Source organism: Culturomica sp., assembly GCF_003524185.1.
Lineage (GTDB): Bacteria > Bacteroidota > Bacteroidia > Bacteroidales > Marinifilaceae > Culturomica > Culturomica massiliensis.
Genome location: NZ_DOED01000039.1, coordinates 14,547 through 34,054 on the forward strand (window position 1 = coordinate 14,547; position 19,508 = coordinate 34,054).

Sequence of the window (19,508 nt, forward strand, 5' to 3'; positions counted from 1 at the left end):
TAATGAATATTGAATTTCACATTGGACCACGAAATTGTGGAAAATCAGTTTTTGTAGAGCAAAAGATGGAAAACTTTAATAAACTATTTTATATTGCAACTCTACCACAATTTAAAATTTATACCAATACAATTATATCACACAGAAAAAGGAGAAGCCAAAAGTGGACCACAATAGAGTTATCTTTCAACTTGGAAGAAGATATTCATAATATAAAAAAACAGATATACGAATTTTGTCCCAATTGTGCAATTTTACTTGATGGGCTCTGGACTTGGTATGTCTTTCAAAATAAGATAGGAAATACAAAAATTAATGCTTTGGCATTTGCAGATTTTATAATCGAAATCGTAAACTCTTTAAATGCAAAATGGTTCTTTGTGGATATCTGTAACCAAACAAAAACAGAGAATGATCTTTATGCAATTCATAATAAAATTATCGAAAAACTAAATATTAATACTATAATCGACTGGAGATATGAATGAATTCAATATTTTATGGATTGATGACGATTGGGTTTCAACATCTGCATCATATAAATCTCTAAACATAATTAAAAATGAACTGGAAAGAGGAAACCCAGATATAAAAATAAAAACAATATCTAATATTGGAATAGGTTTATCTGCCATTATCAGGAGTAATGATAAAAGCAATAATAATACAGATAACAACAAACATTATGACTTGATAATAATTGATCTACAATTTAAAAACATTACTGATCCAGACGAACAGAGATACACAGATTTAATTGAAAGTCTTTCTCTTAAAGGTGTTCCATTTGTTATATATACCAGCCAAAGAAAACCATATGAAAATGATCTTAGAACCATCAAAAAACAATACAAAAACAATTTAATAGGCATTTACGATAAAGCAAGTAAAGGAGATGAGGATTTTATCAAAGATATTGTCACAATATCACAATTCAAACCTCTGACAATTTTGCATTTAAGCGATTTTCATTATGATTCTACCTTAAACGAGATACAAGCTAATCAACAAAAAAAATTATTTTCCACTCTTATAAATTTCCTAAAAAAAGAAAATAATTCATCCCCAATAGATTTTATCGTATTTTCAGGTGATTATGCGAGTAAAATGCCAGAAAAAGATTTATCAGGTTGCGCTGAAATTCTTAGGGAAATAGTCAAGAATACTACAAATGATTTTGATAAACTTTTAATAGTACCTGGCAATCATGATGCATATTGGAACAATTTTTCAAAAGGAGAAACCTCTCAGATTCCAGGTAAATATCTTGAGGAATTTTATAAAAAAGTATTTGATAATTCTTTAAACTTTATTCATCAATTAGTGGGCTACACTAAATTAAATTTTAACCAGTCTACTTTGGATTCATTTTGTTTTACTCAAGAATTCAATCAAGGTAAAATAAAAATATTGGGACTAAATTCAGTATTTTTAGATCCTCACAACAAAGGTATTGGGATGATAAGCCATGATGTCATACAATATATTGAGAATAGCAATTGGGCAAAAGCAGAACCACTGCCTAATGAATTAAGAATAGCTATTTTTCATCATAATATTTTTCCTAATTTTTCCCTCAACAATTTAGATACCAATGAAGGATTAATTAATGCAGGATTGATTATTAACTTACTTACAAAATACAAATGCAACTTGATACTTACCGGACATTCACATTTTTCCAATTTTTTCAATTTATCTTTTTCTTGTTTAAATTATCAAGGATACTCAGAAATACGTCATATAACTTCTATTTGTACCAATACAACCGGCGGATATGCGCCAACAAACGACCGTCAAAGAAGTTTTAATATTATCAAAATATCTCCAACTAACACAAAAGAACTAAAATCATTAAAAATTACCCCCATTTTTTTTGATAGCACAGAATCAGACTGGAAGAAAGGACTTGAATTAAATACATCCATAATCCAGGATTCAATAAGCACCCGGGGACGGGGGTAAAGTGCTATTCAGTTTATGAATGAGATTTTGATTCATTTATCCTTCGGCGTTCTGGTTTCAATTTTCCACATACATAGAACTAAATAACACAATACAACAGGCTTTTATAGCACGGAAAGCAGTTCCAGAGGGCTTTAAAAATAATCACAACACACCCTGCCAACCATTTTCCCTCACAATCGTTATAAAAGAAAACAAGAGATTGAAATGAACAGATTTAAAGATAAAGTTGTGATCGTCACCGGGGCAGCTTCCGGAATAGGAGAAGCTACCACACGGCGCATCGTGTCTGAAGGCGGAACAGTTGTAATGGCAGATTTTGCAAAAGAAAAAACAGCACTTCTGGCACAGGACTTAAAAACAGAAAAAAACGAAGTTTACCCGGTTTATTTCTCTGCCGAAAATCTCGAAAGCTGCCGGACACTGACCGAACTGACACTTGAAAAATACCAAAGGATAGACGTTCTGGTCAACAATGTCGGAGGCACTGATCTGCAAAAAGATAAAAATATCGAAAACCTGGACATCAGTTATTTTGATCAGGCTTTCCATATCAATCTACGTTGTGCAATCTATTTAAGCCAGCTCGTCATCCCGGCAATGATCCGGCAAAAAGGAGGAAATATCGTGAATATAGCCTCTATCGGAGGGATCACTGGAGATTTCAGAGGCACTTACTACGGAGCTGCCAAAGCAGGGATCATCAACTTAACCCGCTACACGGCCACCCAAATGGGAAAACACAACATCCGCTGTAATGCCGTTGCCCCCGGTCTGGTACTGACCCCCGCAGCACTAAGCAATCTCCCGGAAGAAACCCGGAAAATATTTGCCCGACACAACGCCCTTCCTTACCTTGGCCAACCACAAGACATCGCCTCTGTTGTAGCCTTTTTAGCCTCAGAAGATGCAAAATACCTCACAGGTCAAACCCTCATAGCAGACGGTGGCCTGACCATCCACAACCCAACCGTCGCAGATTTCACCTAACTTTAAACCTATCATTTATGAGATACTTAACCCTCAGCCTGCTCACTTTCTTACTGAGCATTCATTTTTCACTACAGGCCTGCACCGGGCTTTCCCTGCAAGCCAAAGACGGGGCTTATATCCAGGCCCGCACCATCGAGTGGGGAGAAAGCTACCTACCCAGCGAATACGTCATTATCCCCAGAGGCAGACAAATAAAAACCTATACCCCGACAGGACTCAACGGAGCAACCTTCCAAACGAAATACGGCGTAGCCGGCCTGGCCATCATACAAAAAGAATTCATTGCAGAAGGGCTCAATGAAGCAGGGCTTTCTGCGGGCCTTTTCTATTTCCCCCGCTACGGAAGCTACTCAGCCTACGACCCGGCAGAAAACCTCCGTACTGTAAACGACCTGCAACTGGTAACCTGGATGCTTGCACAATTCTCTTCTGTCGACGAAGTTAAAACAGCCCTTCACTCCATCCGGATTATCGGCATAGACGAGCCCGGCTCCACTTCCACCGTCCACTGGCGCATAGGCGATTCAACCGGCAAACAGGCGGTACTGGAAATTGTAGACGGCATTCCTCATTTTTACGATAACCCCGTAGGAGTATTAACCAACTCCCCCGGATTCGAATGGCACCTCACCAACCTGAACAATTACATAAACCTTTTTCCGGGAGGTGTTGCCCCACACACTTTAAGCAACCTCACTCTGACTGCTTTAGGGGCTGGATCAGGATTTTTAGGATTGCCCGGAGATGTGACCCCGCCTTCCCGTTTCGTCCGGATCAGTTTTTATAAAGCAACAGCCCCCCAGCAGCCTACCGGCTTTGAAACTGTCCTCCAATGCTTCCACATCCTCAATAATTTCGACATCCCTATCGGTATAGAACATCCCGTTGGCGAATCCCCCGACCTCCCAAGTGCCACCCAATGGACCTCCGCCATCGATCTCACCAACCGTAAAATATATTACAAAACAGCCTACAACTCAACCATCCGCTGCATCGACCTGAAAAATATCGATTTCAACACAGTTCGCTACCAATCGTTTCCTCTGGACAAAACCCGGCAACAACCCATTGAATACCTGCAAGTAGAATAGTATCAAGCTCCCCGTCAATCCCCGACCCAACCACCCCGATTCTTTAATCACGGGGACGAGGCTAAAGTGCTATTTTCTGAAAACAGCACTTACCTAGATTTCCGGTAAACATTCCCGCTTTATATAGAACTCCAATTGATACATCCATTTTCCGGATTCGGCATCAATAACCCAAAGAACCACCTTACTTACCTGATAACGGCTTTCTGCCTTTCGGTTTACCTCACAATTCCGGCGTTCACATTCCCCGGACATCCCGTAATTTACTGAAATAAACCAATTACTCGCCTTTCTGCTCCCGCCCACGAATATACACCGAAAAACAACGCTTGTTCTTACCATCCGTATTTACAATCTTTCCGTTTATCCCCGTCTTTCCGTTTCTTATTCAGGGCAAAAACAGAGTGATTTTACGATGATAAGGTTTTTACAAAAACAGCGATTGATTATCAACGCATTACAATAGCAGTGATAAGGTTTTTATTTTGTATAATAAAAAAATCGCCGCTACCTTTAAAAGAAAACAGCAAAACCTTAAAAACAATACCTATGAAATCTTCACATCGATACCTGTTTCTGATTCTGATCATAAACCTCTCCTGTTTTATGATATCTTGTAAAAACAGCAAAAAACAAAACACAATCGGTTACGGAAAAATGCCAAAGGCCGACACGATTCCTGTTTCACAGGATTCATTATATAAAATCAGTTACAATGAGATATTGGGGATGATTGAAGAAAAATCACCTGTCAGTTTCAAAAGAGCCGTATTTCTCCTGGAATGGGCCTATTTAAACGGAAAACCGGATTACCAAAAATTTTGTACCGAGATAACAAAACATGCAGATAACTTAAAAAGATTTATCCGTCAAAAAGGTATCGGCCAATACCGGACAGCCGGAAACTATGCCCTGTTTGAGTTTTTCACAAAACCAAATTGGATGAACGGGAACAAACCCTACACCTACGATTTTGAAGATTTTACCGGCCGGGAAGACTATACTAAAATATTCATTACAAAACTCATGCAAACCCATACGGGACAATGCCGGTCTTTGCCCATATTCTATAAAATTCTTGCCGATGAAATCGGCTCCGAGGCCTATCTGGCACAAGCCCCGAACCACCTTTACATAAAACATCCGGGAGAAAACAACAGATGGGTAAACATTGAGCTGACAAATGGCCATTTCGCATCCGATCCCTACATCATCTCCTCCATGAACATTTCCGCAGAAGCCATACGAAATAAAATCTATATGGATGCCATGAGTGAAAAACAAAACATAGCATTCCTTTTGTATGAACTGGGCAACGGATATGAAAATTTATACGGATACACTCCGTTTGTACTACAATGCTATAATAAATCACTTCAGTACTACCCCCACAACCTACCCGCCCTTATGGAAAAACACAATGCACTCCGTACGATCGGTTTGGAGTATATCAAAAAAAACGGGGAAAAAACAGATGAATTTTTAAGGGCAAACCACAAAGAATTTAAAGTGACACAGAAAAAGATAGAAGCCCTCGGATATCGCGAAATGACCGAACAACAATACTCAAAATGGCTGAACGATATGGAAGCTGAAAAAAACAAGCAACGCACACAAAACAATACTGACAGTAAACTATAAATTAAAACCGTAATGCAATGAAAACAAAAATCTACATGGGACTTATAACAATCGGCATTTGTTGTTGCCTGTTTACAATCATTCGGAAAAATAAATCTTCCGAAATTACATTCACCGAAAACAAATTGTATAATACAACTTTGCAAAATCAAAATCCTTATTCTATCTTTGGAAGTGACGGCATACTCTTAACGACCGAATACGAAAGGAAAAGAGAGTACAAACTCAATATCACAAACAAAGATAAAACAAGTTCTTTAACAAAACTGGAACTGGATACACAAACGGGGATTGCAACCTTATTCGATAAAAACGGCAAAATCCTCACCCAAAAACAACTCGACACCAAAGAAAAGGCAAGATGGCTCTCCGTTGATCCCCTAAGTGAAAAATATTATGATTTGAGTCCGTACAACTATTGCTGGAACAACCCGACAAATGTTATTGACCCCGATGGCAGAGATAGTTATTTGTTAATTTGGTTTTCGAAAAATAACGAAACAGGCCACGCAGGTATTGCAATAGATAATTATAAACGACAAGAAGCCAGAGATAGAAAAGGAAATATTATTTTAGATAGTAAAGGAAACACTACTTATGAAATGGTTAAAGACGGAACTATGACGTATTATGATTTATGGCCCAATAGTCCAATAGGGAAAACAGAACTACAAAGTAATGTAAAACCTGATTATTCAAAAGGAATAATAATCGACAATTTAGAAGACTTAAAAACGAAAGATCCTACAGGATCGAGGAATGGGAATGTCAGTGCAGAAGGACGGGCAGCCGATGGGATTGTTCAAATTAATACAACCTATGATCAAGATTTAAAAATTCAAGGTTATACGTCCAGAACAGCTAATTCAGATAAAGCATATAATGCAAGTAATTTCAATTGCTCAACATTTGCGGAAAGTTCTCTAAAAACTGTTTTTTCAACTTTGGATGCAAGCCAATATGTAAAAGTTCCTTTTCCACTAAATGTGATGTATCATAATACAAGAATTACAGCACCGAATAATCTTTATAATGCAGTAATGACATTACCTGGTGCTAAGAATATAAAAGGTCCAAAATCTGTTGTCGCCAAACCTTATTTACAATATTATGGAAAATAAAATTACCTCATCCCTGTTTTGTTTCTTAATATTATCTATGAGTTCATGCTCTGTCAGTAAAACGATAAAATTGGAAACGCCTTTTGTTACTGTTGTAAAACTGATAGATGCAGAACAATCTATGCATTTAGATGACGCGATGCAATATATAGATGTAGAACAGGTATATTCAAAATTAGGCTCAAAAAATCCCAAAGAGGATTGGATAAAAATGATTAAATTTCATTATAACCTCGGTAAGGGGAAAAAAAATTCAAACGCTTTTGGATATGGAAATTATGATATAGAAGAAACGATCAAAGGCAACAATGCACAAGTTTATTTCAAAGCAAAAGATAAAAAAGCGAATATTAAAATGATAACTTATGGATTAGAGAAACGTCAAAAGGGATGGATAGTTATTTCTATCAACTATACAAAATAGCTATGCAAATGAAATGTTATTCCAAAAGCACACGGGGACGGGGATAAAGTGCTACCAAACAAAGGCAGATATCTCTGAGCGAATCACATCCTGTCAGCTGCCCGAAAAGCAGATAAAGAAGGTGATTATAACTATTTAGATTCTTGACATGCCAATCCCCTTTATATTGTTTTACAAACTTGTCAAATTGGTAATGTGATATAAACTCGATGATTTGGGAGAATACATATTTACCCTGATTCATAATCTTGATGTATTGAAACTACAAGACTAATAAATCACTTTCAAATCAAAAAATCAAAGAACGATCGTATTTGTTTATAAATTAATATTTTAACAACAGTGGTTAGATTTTTATCGCACCACTACTATCTTTAAATCTATGAGAAAATACAGATACAATATATTAATTGGTATCGTATTATTAATGGCAATCTTTCAGGCTCCGTTAATTTATTACTATACCTCCGGCTTAACCAGCCTTTTCTTCATTCCTTATATACTTATAGGTGCAGCATTAACCTTTGGGCTAACCTTTGTTTTAATGAAAAAAAAGCTTATAACCGGCATACAAAAAGCCGGACTTATATCGACAATTGTAATCGGAAGTTTATCGTTATTTTTCAGGCACATCCTCATCGAAAAAATAGATTGGAATTTGCGAAAAAGTACAAGAAATAAAATCGTTGCATTAGTAAAAACAAATCAGCTACAGCCAAATTCATCATATAACAAAAATATCTGTAAGCTAAAACGATGGAATATTCCTCCTATTTCAAACGGAGGAAATGAGATTGTCATTTATAAAACCGAAGACGGAAAATTCACAATCAGGTTTTACATCGACCGAGGTTTTTTGGATCATTATTCTGCTTTTACGTATACTGACAACCCCGCAGACATTAAGATATTCAAGGAAAAAACCAAAACATATAAAAAAATAGATACCAATTGGTATCGGGAATCTTTTTAATAAGCACCCAGGGACGGGGGTAAAGTGCTACTGATAATGTCACAGGCAGTACGACCGATGTGGAAATCAGCCAAGCAATGACCGGTATTGCAGGAAATAAAGGATTGAATTTTGTTACAACCGGACATATTAGGGCAAAAGAACCCGGAATGACAGAATTACTTAAAAAACAACTTTTACATGGATATACAATCCGGGAATTAAATCATAGTCATCCACGGGGGAAAACTCCAAGTGGTAATTATAAGCCAAAACCAAAAGGAGATTTAGGCTTTAAAGAGAGTATAAACAACTATTTGAAATCAAAAGGCATGCCAATCCCCTCTTACAATATATATCACGTACCTACAAAAAAGAAAATACCTTTTTAATACAAACATTTATGAAACATTTAAATTTATATCTGGCCTTTTTTTTCATAAATTTTATTTTTATAGCTCAATCACAGAGCTTAATTATACCGGAACAACATTTTTCATATACTATTAATGAGTTGATAATTAAAGATAGTTCTTTTTTATCAACATTCGACTCTTTAGTATTTGAGAAAAAATGCCCCAAAATTAAAGATATGACATATCGTTATTTCATAATGAAAATTGAAAAAAAGAATGACGAATGTATTTATGAAATAGGCATGGAAGCCGATGAGAAACCATATATTGATGAAAATGCAATGGGGTATTTTGTTTTAAATAATTACTATTTCTTTGTTTATGGTTGTAATCCCAATAATATTTTCACTATAACTCCAAAAAAGAAACAATTTAATTATAAAACAGGCGAAGAATTACCTTATATTGAAGAGTTCCCATATTGGATCTTTAATTTTTCAGACAATAAATTAACGTTAGTGGATTATTATTGCTGGTGAATCTTTCCGAATAAACACAACTAAACAGAGGCCTGCCGGATTCGGCAGGCCTCTTCAGCCTAAAATAGCTGACTAAAAAAGGAAACGGTCATCCGGCGGTGTGTGTATGAGAAATTGTATCGGGATGCCGGATGATGTTTCCGTTATCGGGGAGGTTCAGGGTTCTACTATGACAGTAAATATCCCGGGGAAACAGTACTTGTTTTTACCGCCCGCGTTCGAAATTTCAAGGCCGATCCGGTAGCAACCGGGCGGGACGGTGTGGTCCCAGGCCAACTCGATAATGCCGCTTACCCCCAAACGGAATTGCTGTGCGATAGCCTCCCCGGCTTTGCCGCTTTCCTTCTCCACCATGTATATCCGGTATGACCGCGGATTAGTCCCTTCCACTCCCTGCAATACCGGAGATTGCCACGGGATCCGGAATTTTACCCGCCGCGCATCGTCGGCATTTTCCTCCGGCCGAAGCACGCTTTTCACCGTCATACTGTCAGGGATATAACGGGCATGCAGGGCGTCCAGGTAACCTTCCCGGTCTTCACATCCCCAAAACAATAAAAGGGGCAATAACAATAATAATATCCGTATGTTTTTCATAAGCTTTGTTTTTTAATAAAAATTATCCGTATGTGGCCTGATATCACCATTCCGTCCATTTGTAGGTATTGCTAAGCGAATGGACCACGCCGTTCGTACACCGGATATCGGCCGAAGCAACTTTCGTCATAAAACCGCTGCCCAAAGCATGCACTCCCAAACCTTCCGGGCCGATATCAGGGACATCCAGGTAGGGGGTGCGGATGCGGTAAACACGCAGCTTGCCGCCGAGTAAGTTCCCGACTACTGTGCCGCCCTCCAGCGTCCCCTTCACTTCATAGCCGAAACTCTCCTTCAGGTGCTTCCCCGGCAACACATGCGACATCACCATGCGCCGGCAGGCATCGACAGGGATATCACGCACACAATTATACCTGCCACCGCTGTTGAACAGCAAATTCATCACACTGTAATTTACAGGCCCGAAAACCGTTATTTCCCTGTATTCCGGGTCACTGCCGTCGAACAGCCCCTCCAACCCGGCATGTTCCACAGCCACCACCAATGAATCCCAGTTGCCGCGGTCGCGCCTCATATATTCCCACACACTGCAATCGTGGTTGCCATCGGCCAACCCACCATCGGCCACATACCCGTCCGTACAGGCACAAACCGAAAAAATCATTACCAGATAATATATATATTTTTCCATAATTCTGTGTTTATTAAATGATACTTTAAACCGTCCACCGGCATTAAATGGCAAAGCCGTTCCTCGCCCAATAAGCATTCTGTGTCATCACAGGATTGAAATAAAAAGCATTGACGCCTACAGGCAGGTACAGGGCATCACGGTCGGCAACCGTACGGAAACGGCCATCCAGCACCTCTTTATAATAACCGGTACGGAGGGCGTCGAAAAAATAGGTTTGTATGCCTTCACAGAACAATTCCCTCAAACGCTCCATAAAAATAGCCCTCTTCAGACTTCCCTCTGCCGGGGAATAGGGCCGCGCCCCCGCACGCTTGCGTACCGTGTTCAGGTCGGCTATAGCACCGGCAATGTCACCTTCCAACTCCCGCAGCTCAGCCCGCAACAGCAGGATATCCGGCAAACGCACCAATATCTCGTTCTGGTCAAGGATACGCGGCAACCCCGCCAGCCAACCGCTCTCATGGAATTTCAGGCGGCGGAATTTCCATATATAGGCGGAATTCTGGCTTACCGCCTCAGGGAAATCACGCGTGCTGTCCAGCTCATAAAAATATTCTTTCCTCCGGAGGTCGACCGCATCGGGATAAAGCCGGTCGACCGCCTCAAAGCTCAGCCGCAGATTCATCCGGGGAGTCGCAGACGTATAGATCGGCACAACAGGCCAGGTCTCGCAAAACAAAGCCAGCGTCGATCCCGCAAGGTTCTCCTCCCCTTCTATATCGTAAAAATCCAGTTCGAAAATCCCTTCCTGGCTGTTACCCTGCAAAACCGTACTGCACACCTCTGCCGGGCTTCCTACCAATGCATACTCGCCACCGCCGATCACCTCATCAGCGGCACGCAGCGCCTCCCTCCGCAGTTCAGGCTCATCGTTCAAAGCAGCCGTCCAGGCACACACATGAACCAATAAAGCCCATGCCGTACCACGGCTGGCAACCTGCTTGCTCATAACCTTCGCCCCGCCCTTGTCTTTCAACTCACCCGCAGGGGGAAGCATAACAGCTGCCTCACGCAAATCAGACATCACCTTACCGGCGATTTCCCTCCAAGGGGCACGGCCATGGGCTTCCTTGTCAAAGGATTTCAGCACCAGCGGCGCATCCCCCCAAGTCCGGAGAATATAAAAATACATCCATGCCCTCACCACATAAGCCTGCCCGAGATAATAATCCCGCCGGTCAGCGGGAAGCCCCGCACGGTGGATATTGTCGATAATCTGGTTTGCTACCGCTATGACGCCGTATTCGTTCCGCCAGTCGAGCACCGAGGACGTCAGCGTCCACGATTTTTCAAGTTCATTGCGCGATATATTGGCCCACAGGTAACCTTTAAAATCAAAAGGCAGACCGCGGTCGCGGTAAGCGCGGGCTTCCACCCGCCTGAAACAGTTGCGCAGGCGGGCATGCAACTGTGCTGTCATGGCAGCGACATCATCCTCCGTACGCCAGAAATTCACATCGGAAACCATCGTCTCCGGCTCCTGCGAGAGTAATCCGTCACAAAAATCATCGCACCCTGCCGGCAGCAAACACACCAACATAAAAACCGGCAGGCCCAATATATTAATCAGTCTTTTCATAAAGTCAAAAATTTAAGGTTAAACCGAATGTCACTTTCCGAGCCAGCGGGTAATTGTTGAAATTATCTACCCCCGACACGGGATCGATGCTCTCCGGGTCAGGACCCGGATAGTTGGTAAGGGTAAAGAGGTTCTCCCCCGACACATACACCCGCGCCCCGAAGCCGAGGCGCCGGGAAAGGCTTTCAGGCAGCGTATACCCCAGGGAGGCCTGTTTCAGCTTGATATAGCTTACCCTGTACACATTGGAAAGCAGGTTTACCGCGAAATTGTTCAACCCGCGGTCCATACGGTTGGCCGGATAATCGGCACGGTCACCCGGATGCTTCCAGAACGTCACGCGCCCGAGGTCGGCATAAACAGGGGAGGGCGCGTTCGGGTCGGTTGCAAGCGAAGCCCCCGCATAAAGCACATGGCGCCCGATCACATACGGAAGCGAAAGGTTCAGGTCGAAACCCTTCCATTTCAGCGTAGTCTGTATGCCTCCCGAAGCCAGCGGGATCGGCGACCCGGCATACACCCGGTCGTCCTGGTTGGGCGGCAGCACGCCCATCACCCCATTACCGTCGGCATCGGCGATACGGCGGTCGCCGGGACGGTAAAACAGGTTCGTACTGCCGAACCACATCCGGCGGCCGTCCATATAATACCAAGGTACTTCATCCTGCGACTGGTAGATGCCGTTATCCCTGAACACGTAAATACCGTTAAGCGGACGTCCGGCCACACTGATATTGTCGGGATAGTAAGGGTTCAGGAAATCCCGTTGCTTTTGGGACTTTTCAAGCCGGTTCCAGTTGCGGGCAATATTAAACGCCACAGTCCATTGCACCTTGCCTTCCCGGAGCAAATCGGCCTTCACCTCCAGTTCTACCCCCTGGTTTGAAACGGCAAAGGCATTCCGGTACTGTACCGACACCCCGCTGTAATTCCCGGGTATGCGCACCGGATAAAGCAGGCCGTGGGTGTAACGGTAGTAATAGTCGGCGGTGAGCGTCACCCTGTTACCGGCAAACCCCAAGTCGATCCCCGCATCGTATTGGTCGGTTTTCTCCCATGTCAGCACCGGATTCGGGAAAGAGGTGTAAGCCATAGCCTGCCCTCCCTGGAAAGTTAGCCCCGCAGGGACTACCACGCCAAGGGCAAGGTAGGGATCCTCGAACTGGCGGCCGGTACGCCCGTATGAAAGGCGCAGCTTGCCTACCGGTAAAACACCCCGCACACCCTCCATAAAAGGTTCCCGGACAAAATTATACCCGACAGCCACGGAGGGGAAGTCACCCCACCGGACATCACGGCCGAAACGCGACGAGCCGTCACGGCGGAAAGCCGCCTCCACCATATAGCGCCCCTTGTAATTATAGGAAATGCGCCCGTAAAGGCTTACCAAGGCGCTTTTCTCCCGGTCGGACACATAGTCTTTCAGTTGGATGTTCCTGACAGGGTCGTAGGCTTTCCCTGTCCACGGCACATAATGCACCAAACTGCTCGCGGCCCCCTTCCCGAAGCCATGCAGGCTGTTCATCTCATCCGTCTGGAAGGAAATACCGGCCAGTATCCCGAGGTCGTGGCCGGAACCGAAGCCAGCGCTGTACGACAACTGATTTTCATTCAGCAGTGAAAGCTGCCTCTCCACCGAACCGCCCGAATACGACAGTCCTTTATCGTCCAGGGAGGCGGGTAACGAAAGGTTCTTGTTGTACTGGACATAACCGGCAGAAAACAGGCTTTTCACTTCCAGGCCGGGCAATACCATGTAGCGCCCGTCGAAATTCACACGCAGGGTGTAGCTCTCATTCACCTCCTTCGCGGCATCGTAACGCCGCAGCATCTCCCGGAAGGCTGCCGAACCCGGGCCCGGCAGCAGGGTGGAATAACCCATGACGGCATCAGGGATGGTCTCCAGCCCGCTGCCCGCATCCGCAAAATTAAACATATCCCGCCCTTTGCCGGCGCGGTCTTTGGACGTCCGGGCAAGGTAGAAACGAAGGTTGCCCGCAAAACGGGCATTGGGTTTCAAGTAGAGGTTCGACAGCAGGCTTACCCGGGTAAAGCCCGTATTCCTCAGCACTCCCTTTTCCCCGAAATAGCCCAGCCCGATATTGTATGCCACGGCAGCGCCCCCGCCCGAAAAACGCAGGCTGGCATCCGTAACCCGTGCCGTGCGGAAATAATAACGGAAAAGGTCGGTACGGTTGTTGTAAAACGGGTTCAAACTGTCCTGGTAGGCCGGCAGGTCCGCCCCGAAGCCCTGATTCCAGAAATAATCGTAATGCAGCCAACGGTCATACGATTCGCGGTAAGAACCGACATATTTATACGAATTGGTTGCCGGGTCGTAATACGACTCGCTGTAATTGCGCAGGGCTTCCATACGGAAACGGCGTTCGCGGTTGCCGGCTGTGAAGACGGGCAGCGCGGAAGTGAACGAAAGGGAATGGGACACCGAGGCCGTCACCCGGAAGCGGGAGTTAAGAAGCCCCTGCCGGGTAGTGATAAGCACCACTCCGTTAGCCGCGCGCGAGCCGTACATGGCACAAGAAGCCGCATCCTTCAGGATGTCGATGCGCTCGATATCCGAAGAGGCCACCGCAGACAGGGGGTCGTCGCCCGAAAGGCGGCCCGCCTTCATCTCCACCGGGATACCGTCGATCACGTAAAGGGGCGCGCTGCCCACCCGCCCCGATTCGATGGAAATGCTGTTTTCACCACGGATACGGATATTACCGGATGAACCCGGCGCTCCCGTGGGCTTGATAATGTCCACCCCTGCCACTGCCCCCTGGATTTTATCGACAGGGTTCGAATAGGTATTGTCCTTCAGCCCGTCGGACTTGACGGTTGCGATGGAAGTTACCGTCAAGTCCTTACGCTGTGTCCCGTAAGCGATTACCTGCACCTCCTCCAGTTCCTCCGTGCTTTCGGTGAGTGTTACGGCAAGCGGGACGCCCGCGCGGTAGTCAAGCGTCACCGTACGGTAGCCGATGCAGGAAAAGGTAAGGCGCCCGCGTTCCCCGGGCAGCCGGAGGGCAAAAGCCCCCCCGTTGTCAGTGGCGGCACCCGCGTTGCCGTAACGGATCGTCACGCCCGGAAGGGGGATGCCCTTTTCGTCGGTCACCTTACCCGTGACAAGGTAGGTTTGTGATTGGGGCAAGCCCGCCGTTAAAGGTCCCGGCAGGATAAAAAACACCGATAAAAGGAAAAGGATGCATGTCAGCCGCCGTTTAAGGACGGCAAACCATAGGCTACGTTCGTTTTTTTTCATAGCTTTGTAATGGTTAATGTTAGAAATAATGTTAATGGGTGGGGAGAAGCTAACCGCGGCGGTCAAACTTTGGTTAGCCCTCCCTTTTTGAGTACTGCCTGCCGGCGGACAATAATCTGCCCCGCCGGGCTTAATTTAAAATCCCTTATACTATTTACGATTTTTGATTTCAGATTTACGATTCCGTCCCTATAGGAACGCTTAGCGCCAACTTCAATTTTAAATCTACAATATTTCAATTACCGGCTTACGCACCCAATCAAAAACCATAAATCTAAAATCGTAAATCAACCCACCTCCTTTCTTTGTTCAGGGTTAACGGGCGGCCCTGTCCACGGCCAGGTTGCCGCAGCAAGGCCACAGGCAAGGCCATGTGCAGCCCGCAACAGGCGCCGCCCGTATAAGTTACTATTGTATCGCTTCTTCCTTGTAGACCGACAGCCGCCCCAGTTCCACACCGATCACAATCCTGTCGCCCGGGCAAAACCCTTTGCCCCGCATCCACCACCCCATCAGCCGGAGGCATAGTTCATAATCACAGCTTCCGTAAAGTAGCCGTTGTCCTCTTATGATCCGCCGGCGACGGACAGGACGACGTGTTTTGATTTTAGGCTTTTTGTTATTAGTCATTGATTTAGTTCTTATGGTTAATCAATAAATTGATTTGACTTAAATTTCCTCTATAACTTACTAGTTTCCTGTTCTATACTTACAAATTTTATCATTCCCACTCTTTGCTCGCTATTTACGACCATTGTAGGCATAAAAATACCTTAATTGCACACGTAAATAATTCATATATAATGAGTACAGCCATTGAACAATACGTAATTGACAAAGTCCGAAAAATGAGAAATGATAGAAATATAAAGCAACGAGAATTTGCTGATGCTATCAATTTATCTCACGGTTACATAGGTGACATTGAGGGTGGTCGAAAAGGAGCAAAGTACAGCATAAATCATCTTAATGAAATTGCAAAAGTTTTTAAATGCTCTATATGGGATCTACTTCCTCAATACCCTATTGATTAGATAAGTAATTCAAAACTTATTACAAAGATTAAGGCGTGAATTACTTCAACTATCTTTCACGTACTGAAGGTATCGCCAAACACCGACCTTGCATTACTTGATAGAATTCATAGTCCACGCCAAAATGGAATGAAACTATTCGTCTATCGACTTGCAAGGTGTAAAAATTGGCGATTTTTCAGTACAAGTCTAATATGACAAAAGTTTTTACTTTTATATTTCTAACCGTTTCTGAAAAAGGAACGGTTTTCTCATTATTTATTACTTACTTTCTGTTTCGTACTGTAACTATTTAATTCATTGATAATTGCAAATATATTAAAAATTCCTTAACTTCCAAAATTTTGTTTCGTATTTAAAAATATGGCGCAGATCAATAAGGAGGGAAGCTATTGTACAAGCGAGTCGCGAAAGATAACCTGCGCCATCATCCCCACTTTCCATCCCAGGCAGGAGGCACTCTTCTAAACCTCCGGCCTTTTCATTTCTAGATTATTTGGGTTAACATTCACAAGTTACAACAAATTTTAATACGATTCAAGCCTCTGCAATAAAAGTCATCCTTTGTATTTCTGCTTTTATCTTTAAAACAAATCGTTATGTTCTATTTTTACAATTTTACGAATTTGATTTTTATAAGCATTAATTTTAAAAAATAGCCCATCCAATGAACCGGCAAAAGAGCCACTGCCCGGCCTATATACATCCATTTGGCTTTCATCTTGGAAATAATCGGATAATGTGAACGAATAAATATCTTCATCCTTGTAAATTTTAACCCCTACATTATGCCCCAAAATATCGATAAAACATTCAAACAACAATTTCTCATTCATAATCAATACATTTTTATTTCTTAAAAACCTTATCCAAGTGATATTGCAGGAATTCTTCCCAGTTATTTATTCTCTTTATCAAAAACGTCTTTTTTTCCTGAAATTTCCATTTTTAGTCATATAATATCCTGATTCCTTATATCTCCTATAATGGATTTTCATACAACCACATTGCATTATCGGATATTGAAATGGTAGTTCATTTGATTTTTTTATATTCACCTTTACATTTGGTTTTTCTGATTTCACACGCAATATTTCTTCCTGAGTAAAATTATGCGATCGACAAATACCAAATACACTCCCAATACTGATATAAAATCGAAAAATTTCTTTTTGACAACGTTTACATCTAATTTTATCAGAAACAACCTCTCTCTCCAGTTTTGTACTCTTATATCCCAAGCATTGATGAACAAAACAAAGATCAACAATATCAGGTTTGGATAATTTTTCACCTATGTTTTTCAAATCCTCTTCTGACAATAGATTTATTTGTATTAAAACAATACCGTTGTCATTATAATATTGTAATACCTGTTCTTCAGGTTTATGAGTAACTACAATTTCTATTGCTGCGATAACGTTCCCACTTTTATCTAAAAGCGCAATATCTGGCCTGCAATTCCCAACTGTATATTCTTCTTTTACAGTTTTAGCCTTTGCAAGCAAATTTCCAGAATAACTTCCGTCACAAAAACGACAATTCCAAGTTAGCTTTAAAGGCTTATTTTCTGAAATATATTTCTCAAGAAATTCAATTGTCAATTTTTTAAATGAAGAATGAAGGACTCCTTCGGGTGTGCAATTAGGCTGCAGTTCATTATGTGCAAAGTGCGGCCGACGGTGGCCTTTCCCTGTTTTACCGCTCTTCCTCAATATGAATTTTTGCCCACAAGAAGGACAGAAATATTCATTCTTTTTTTCTGCATCATCTATAAAAATTAAAAGTCCATTCTCATCAAGAGCTGTTGTGTATAATATTTCTTTTTTCATAATCTATCTCCACATTACTTAGACAATTTGCAAATACCAAAGAATATATAATACTGATCATTAAACCATTTTCAAAATCCCATTCCTTTTCCCATTAATATTTACCAACCTCGTAGCCCAAATTACAAAAAATCTAAAATATCCATGTATATCTAATTTCCGTTATCTATCAAATTCTTGCAATATAACATTTTTATTACTAAACTGATCAGTATTCGTATTATTAAACCAAAAATCAATAATATTCATATTTTTGTCAAGCAACTCCATTTTAAAAATGAAAGTAGTATTTTCCTCATCATTAGGTGCCATCAACCCATCAACATTAGTAGCAAGGCCAATAATTTGATAATCCATTACCATAACATTGGCAGTTCTTTTAATTACTCCATTTCCGAATTTTATAAACTCTCCGGGTTTTACACCTATCCTGTATATATACGGCATACATATTTCGTAATAACATAACTGATTCTGGGGCATGTGTTTCCATAAATGCCTTGGAGATAATATTGTAGAGTCTATAAAAAATTCTAAAGTTCCAATTCTATTAACTGTACTCTCCCTATAAACTTTAAGCTCCAGAATCTTATCAGGATATTTTGAATAATCTTTTTCTTCAGATACAAATGGCAAATCAAAATTATCAACACAGAATCTAATTATACCATCAGAAGCCATTGCTATTTGATTCAAATCCATTGGTTTTAAAATCTTGTCCAAAGAAGTAAAATAACAATAATGAATATTTTTCATTTTTTTTGTCCCTTGGATATTCCAAAATGAAGCCAACATTTTATTGCTTCCCAAAATAAGATCTTTAACTTCATTCTTCGTATGATGATAGAGTTTTAAATATGGAATATCATTTTCAAAATAACCAATACCTGTACTATATTCCATTAAACCCGACGGGCCATAAACAATACATTTAAAAAGGGATGAATTATCAAGATAATTCATTACCCAGTCTGTACTATCAAACACTATCTTCATTGTATGTCCACCAGAAATATCAACAAATAATAAAACATGAATTCCAGTATCATCTTTCACCAACAAATTAGCGAAGAATGTAAAAGGTTGGAACCAAACAAAGCCTTTATCTGAAGTCATTACAAATATTTGATCCGGCTCAATGACAGAATCATCAATACTATGAACCAACCGACATTTTATATATGCATTAAATTTACAAGATATGTCAAATTGATGACCATAAATAGACAAATACATATTTTCCAGATCACCTTCATACCTGTTAAATCTCTTATTAAATATATGATTCATTGGTTTGCAAATTTTATCCATAAATAATTACAAATTTATTATCAAATTATAAATAATTACATAAATAAAAAATTAAGTAATATTATCTATCATTATTCAACCTCTATCGCACTGCATTATATCATTACAAAATAAAAACAAGTACAATTACAATAGAAATATACCAAATTATTC

At 41.5% G+C, this 19,508-nt stretch carries 21 protein-coding genes; 11 read left to right on the forward strand and 10 right to left on the reverse strand.

Translation table 11 applies throughout. The features are described from left to right. Positions 1–2: 2 nt before the first annotated feature. The 4 genes from DD657_RS13205 (at position 3) to DD657_RS13220 (ending at position 4,049) form a co-directional block, all read left to right on the forward strand. Positions 3–488: a bifunctional adenosylcobinamide kinase/adenosylcobinamide-phosphate guanylyltransferase gene (locus DD657_RS13205; protein ID WP_287050287.1), complete on the forward strand. Its 486-nt coding sequence runs from the start codon at positions 3–5 to the stop codon at positions 486–488. Beyond that, on the forward strand, positions 481–1,965 hold the full coding sequence (locus tag DD657_RS13210) for a metallophosphoesterase family protein (RefSeq protein ID WP_068690974.1): 1,485 nt from the start codon (positions 481–483) through the stop codon (positions 1,963–1,965). The genes DD657_RS13205 and DD657_RS13210 overlap by 8 nt, the downstream gene beginning before the upstream one ends. 207 nt (positions 1,966–2,172) lie before the next feature. Continuing rightward, on the forward strand, positions 2,173–2,955 hold the full coding sequence (gene hdhA, locus DD657_RS13215; RefSeq protein ID WP_068690976.1) for a 7alpha-hydroxysteroid dehydrogenase: 783 nt from the start codon (positions 2,173–2,175) through the stop codon (positions 2,953–2,955). Between the two features lie 17 nt (positions 2,956–2,972). After that, complete coding sequence (locus DD657_RS13220) at positions 2,973–4,049, forward strand: linear amide C-N hydrolase (RefSeq protein ID WP_287050290.1); 1,077 nt, start codon at positions 2,973–2,975, stop codon at positions 4,047–4,049. A gap of 93 nt (positions 4,050–4,142) precedes the next feature. On the opposite strand, the gene DD657_RS13225 is transcribed toward DD657_RS13220, so the two are convergent. Further along, positions 4,143–4,391 (reverse strand): hypothetical protein, encoded by a 249-nt coding sequence (locus DD657_RS13225; protein WP_287050292.1) that lies wholly within the window; start codon positions 4,389–4,391, stop codon positions 4,143–4,145. 207 nt (positions 4,392–4,598) lie between these two features. Here DD657_RS13225 and DD657_RS13230 point away from each other — a divergent pair, with 207 nt between their 5' ends. Genes DD657_RS13230 through DD657_RS13240 form a run of 3 tightly spaced genes read left to right on the forward strand, consistent with a single transcriptional unit; the run spans position 4,599 to position 7,235 of the window. Continuing rightward, positions 4,599–5,690, forward strand: a complete 1,092-nt coding sequence (locus DD657_RS13230; RefSeq protein WP_287050293.1) for a hypothetical protein — start codon at positions 4,599–4,601, stop codon at positions 5,688–5,690. 17 nt (positions 5,691–5,707) lie between these two features. Then, on the forward strand, positions 5,708–6,811 hold the full coding sequence (locus DD657_RS13235) for an RHS repeat-associated core domain-containing protein (protein ID WP_287050295.1): 1,104 nt from the start codon (positions 5,708–5,710) through the stop codon (positions 6,809–6,811). Further along, positions 6,801–7,235 (forward strand): hypothetical protein, encoded by a 435-nt coding sequence (locus DD657_RS13240; RefSeq protein ID WP_235837439.1) that lies wholly within the window; start codon positions 6,801–6,803, stop codon positions 7,233–7,235. The genes DD657_RS13235 and DD657_RS13240 overlap by 11 nt, the downstream gene beginning before the upstream one ends. A gap of 16 nt (positions 7,236–7,251) precedes the next feature. Here DD657_RS13240 and DD657_RS13245 read toward each other — a convergent pair whose 3' ends face one another. Beyond that, positions 7,252–7,479: a DUF4372 domain-containing protein gene (locus DD657_RS13245; protein ID WP_287050296.1), complete on the reverse strand. Its 228-nt coding sequence runs from the start codon at positions 7,477–7,479 to the stop codon at positions 7,252–7,254. A gap of 138 nt (positions 7,480–7,617) precedes the next feature. Here DD657_RS13245 and DD657_RS13250 point away from each other — a divergent pair, with 138 nt between their 5' ends. From DD657_RS13250 to DD657_RS13260, 3 genes are read left to right on the forward strand one after another with little or no spacing between them, the layout of a single operon-like run. Beyond that, positions 7,618–8,208 carry a hypothetical protein gene (locus tag DD657_RS13250; RefSeq protein WP_287050297.1) on the forward strand — a complete coding sequence of 197 codons (591 nt, stop codon included), beginning with the start codon at positions 7,618–7,620 and terminating at the stop codon, positions 8,206–8,208. Between the two features lie 59 nt (positions 8,209–8,267). Continuing rightward, the gene (locus DD657_RS13255; protein ID WP_502696228.1) at positions 8,268–8,579 is read left to right on the forward strand and encodes a hypothetical protein; all 312 of its coding nucleotides are present in this window, start codon (positions 8,268–8,270) and stop codon (positions 8,577–8,579) included. 11 nt (positions 8,580–8,590) lie between these two features. Further along, a complete protein-coding gene (locus DD657_RS13260) occupies positions 8,591–9,082 on the forward strand; it encodes a hypothetical protein (RefSeq protein ID WP_287050299.1) in 492 nt (163 codons plus the stop codon). Positions 9,083–9,238: 156 nt separating this feature from the next. Here DD657_RS13260 and DD657_RS13265 read toward each other — a convergent pair whose 3' ends face one another. From DD657_RS13265 to DD657_RS13285, 5 genes are all read right to left on the reverse strand, one after another. Continuing rightward, entirely contained in the window at positions 9,239–9,679 is a 441-nt protein-coding gene (locus DD657_RS13265) for a hypothetical protein (protein ID WP_287050300.1), read from the reverse strand. A 43-nt stretch (positions 9,680–9,722) separates the two neighbouring features. After that, positions 9,723–10,331 (reverse strand): fasciclin domain-containing protein, encoded by a 609-nt coding sequence (locus tag DD657_RS13270; protein WP_287050302.1) that lies wholly within the window; start codon positions 10,329–10,331, stop codon positions 9,723–9,725. 43 nt (positions 10,332–10,374) lie between these two features. Continuing rightward, positions 10,375–11,913: a RagB/SusD family nutrient uptake outer membrane protein gene (locus DD657_RS13275; RefSeq protein ID WP_287050303.1), complete on the reverse strand. Its 1,539-nt coding sequence runs from the start codon at positions 11,911–11,913 to the stop codon at positions 10,375–10,377. Positions 11,914–11,917: 4 nt separating this feature from the next. Then, entirely contained in the window at positions 11,918–15,178 is a 3,261-nt protein-coding gene (locus DD657_RS13280) for a SusC/RagA family TonB-linked outer membrane protein (protein WP_287050305.1), read from the reverse strand. 408 nt (positions 15,179–15,586) lie between these two features. Continuing rightward, a complete protein-coding gene (locus tag DD657_RS13285; protein WP_287050307.1) occupies positions 15,587–15,808 on the reverse strand; it encodes a hypothetical protein in 222 nt (73 codons plus the stop codon). Positions 15,809–15,981: 173 nt separating this feature from the next. Here DD657_RS13285 and DD657_RS13290 point away from each other — a divergent pair, with 173 nt between their 5' ends. Continuing rightward, positions 15,982–16,212 carry a helix-turn-helix domain-containing protein gene (locus DD657_RS13290; RefSeq protein ID WP_287050308.1) on the forward strand — a complete coding sequence of 77 codons (231 nt, stop codon included), beginning with the start codon at positions 15,982–15,984 and terminating at the stop codon, positions 16,210–16,212. 584 nt (positions 16,213–16,796) lie between these two features. Here the strand turns inward: DD657_RS13290 and DD657_RS13295 are convergent. The 3 genes from DD657_RS13295 to DD657_RS13305 all read right to left on the reverse strand — a co-directional run bounded on the left by DD657_RS13295 (position 16,797) and on the right by DD657_RS13305 (position 19,334). Next, complete coding sequence (locus DD657_RS13295; protein WP_287050310.1) at positions 16,797–17,048, reverse strand: hypothetical protein; 252 nt, start codon at positions 17,046–17,048, stop codon at positions 16,797–16,799. 78 nt (positions 17,049–17,126) lie between these two features. Continuing rightward, positions 17,127–18,044, reverse strand: coding sequence for a competence protein CoiA family protein (locus tag DD657_RS13300; RefSeq protein ID WP_287050312.1), 918 nt, complete (start codon positions 18,042–18,044; stop codon positions 17,127–17,129). A 162-nt stretch (positions 18,045–18,206) separates the two neighbouring features. Then, complete coding sequence (locus DD657_RS13305; RefSeq protein ID WP_287050314.1) at positions 18,207–19,334, reverse strand: hypothetical protein; 1,128 nt, start codon at positions 19,332–19,334, stop codon at positions 18,207–18,209. Positions 19,335–19,508: the final 174 nt, after the last annotated feature.

What these genes read in the sequence shown, in the direction of transcription:
- DD657_RS13260 (WP_287050299.1), top strand. Translation starts at nt 8,591, where the DNA reads ATGAAACATTTAAATTTATATCTGGCCTTTTTTTTCATAAATTTTATT.
- DD657_RS13305 (WP_287050314.1), bottom strand. Translation starts at nt 19,334, where the DNA reads ATGAATCATATATTTAATAAGAGATTTAACAGGTATGAAGGTGATCTG.
- DD657_RS13275 (WP_287050303.1), bottom strand. Translation starts at nt 11,913, where the DNA reads ATGAAAAGACTGATTAATATATTGGGCCTGCCGGTTTTTATGTTGGTG.
- DD657_RS13265 (WP_287050300.1), bottom strand. Translation starts at nt 9,679, where the DNA reads ATGAAAAACATACGGATATTATTATTGTTATTGCCCCTTTTATTGTTT.
- DD657_RS13285 (WP_287050307.1), bottom strand. Translation starts at nt 15,808, where the DNA reads ATGACTAATAACAAAAAGCCTAAAATCAAAACACGTCGTCCTGTCCGT.
- DD657_RS13245 (WP_287050296.1), bottom strand. Translation starts at nt 7,479, where the DNA reads ATGAATCAGGGTAAATATGTATTCTCCCAAATCATCGAGTTTATATCA.
- DD657_RS13280 (WP_287050305.1), bottom strand. Translation starts at nt 15,178, where the DNA reads ATGAAAAAAAACGAACGTAGCCTATGGTTTGCCGTCCTTAAACGGCGG.
- DD657_RS13225 (WP_287050292.1), bottom strand. Translation starts at nt 4,391, where the DNA reads ATGGTAAGAACAAGCGTTGTTTTTCGGTGTATATTCGTGGGCGGGAGC.
- DD657_RS13300 (WP_287050312.1), bottom strand. Translation starts at nt 18,044, where the DNA reads ATGAAAAAAGAAATATTATACACAACAGCTCTTGATGAGAATGGACTT.
- DD657_RS13250 (WP_287050297.1), top strand. Translation starts at nt 7,618, where the DNA reads ATGAGAAAATACAGATACAATATATTAATTGGTATCGTATTATTAATG.
- DD657_RS13235 (WP_287050295.1), top strand. Translation starts at nt 5,708, where the DNA reads ATGAAAACAAAAATCTACATGGGACTTATAACAATCGGCATTTGTTGT.
- DD657_RS13205 (WP_287050287.1), top strand. Translation starts at nt 3, where the DNA reads ATGAATATTGAATTTCACATTGGACCACGAAATTGTGGAAAATCAGTT.
- hdhA (WP_068690976.1), top strand. Translation starts at nt 2,173, where the DNA reads ATGAACAGATTTAAAGATAAAGTTGTGATCGTCACCGGGGCAGCTTCC.
- DD657_RS13210 (WP_068690974.1), top strand. Translation starts at nt 481, where the DNA reads ATGAATGAATTCAATATTTTATGGATTGATGACGATTGGGTTTCAACA.
- DD657_RS13290 (WP_287050308.1), top strand. Translation starts at nt 15,982, where the DNA reads ATGAGTACAGCCATTGAACAATACGTAATTGACAAAGTCCGAAAAATG.
- DD657_RS13230 (WP_287050293.1), top strand. Translation starts at nt 4,599, where the DNA reads ATGAAATCTTCACATCGATACCTGTTTCTGATTCTGATCATAAACCTC.
- DD657_RS13240 (WP_235837439.1), top strand. Translation starts at nt 6,801, where the DNA reads ATGGAAAATAAAATTACCTCATCCCTGTTTTGTTTCTTAATATTATCT.
- DD657_RS13220 (WP_287050290.1), top strand. Translation starts at nt 2,973, where the DNA reads ATGAGATACTTAACCCTCAGCCTGCTCACTTTCTTACTGAGCATTCAT.
- DD657_RS13295 (WP_287050310.1), bottom strand. Translation starts at nt 17,048, where the DNA reads ATGAATGAGAAATTGTTGTTTGAATGTTTTATCGATATTTTGGGGCAT.
- DD657_RS13270 (WP_287050302.1), bottom strand. Translation starts at nt 10,331, where the DNA reads ATGGAAAAATATATATATTATCTGGTAATGATTTTTTCGGTTTGTGCC.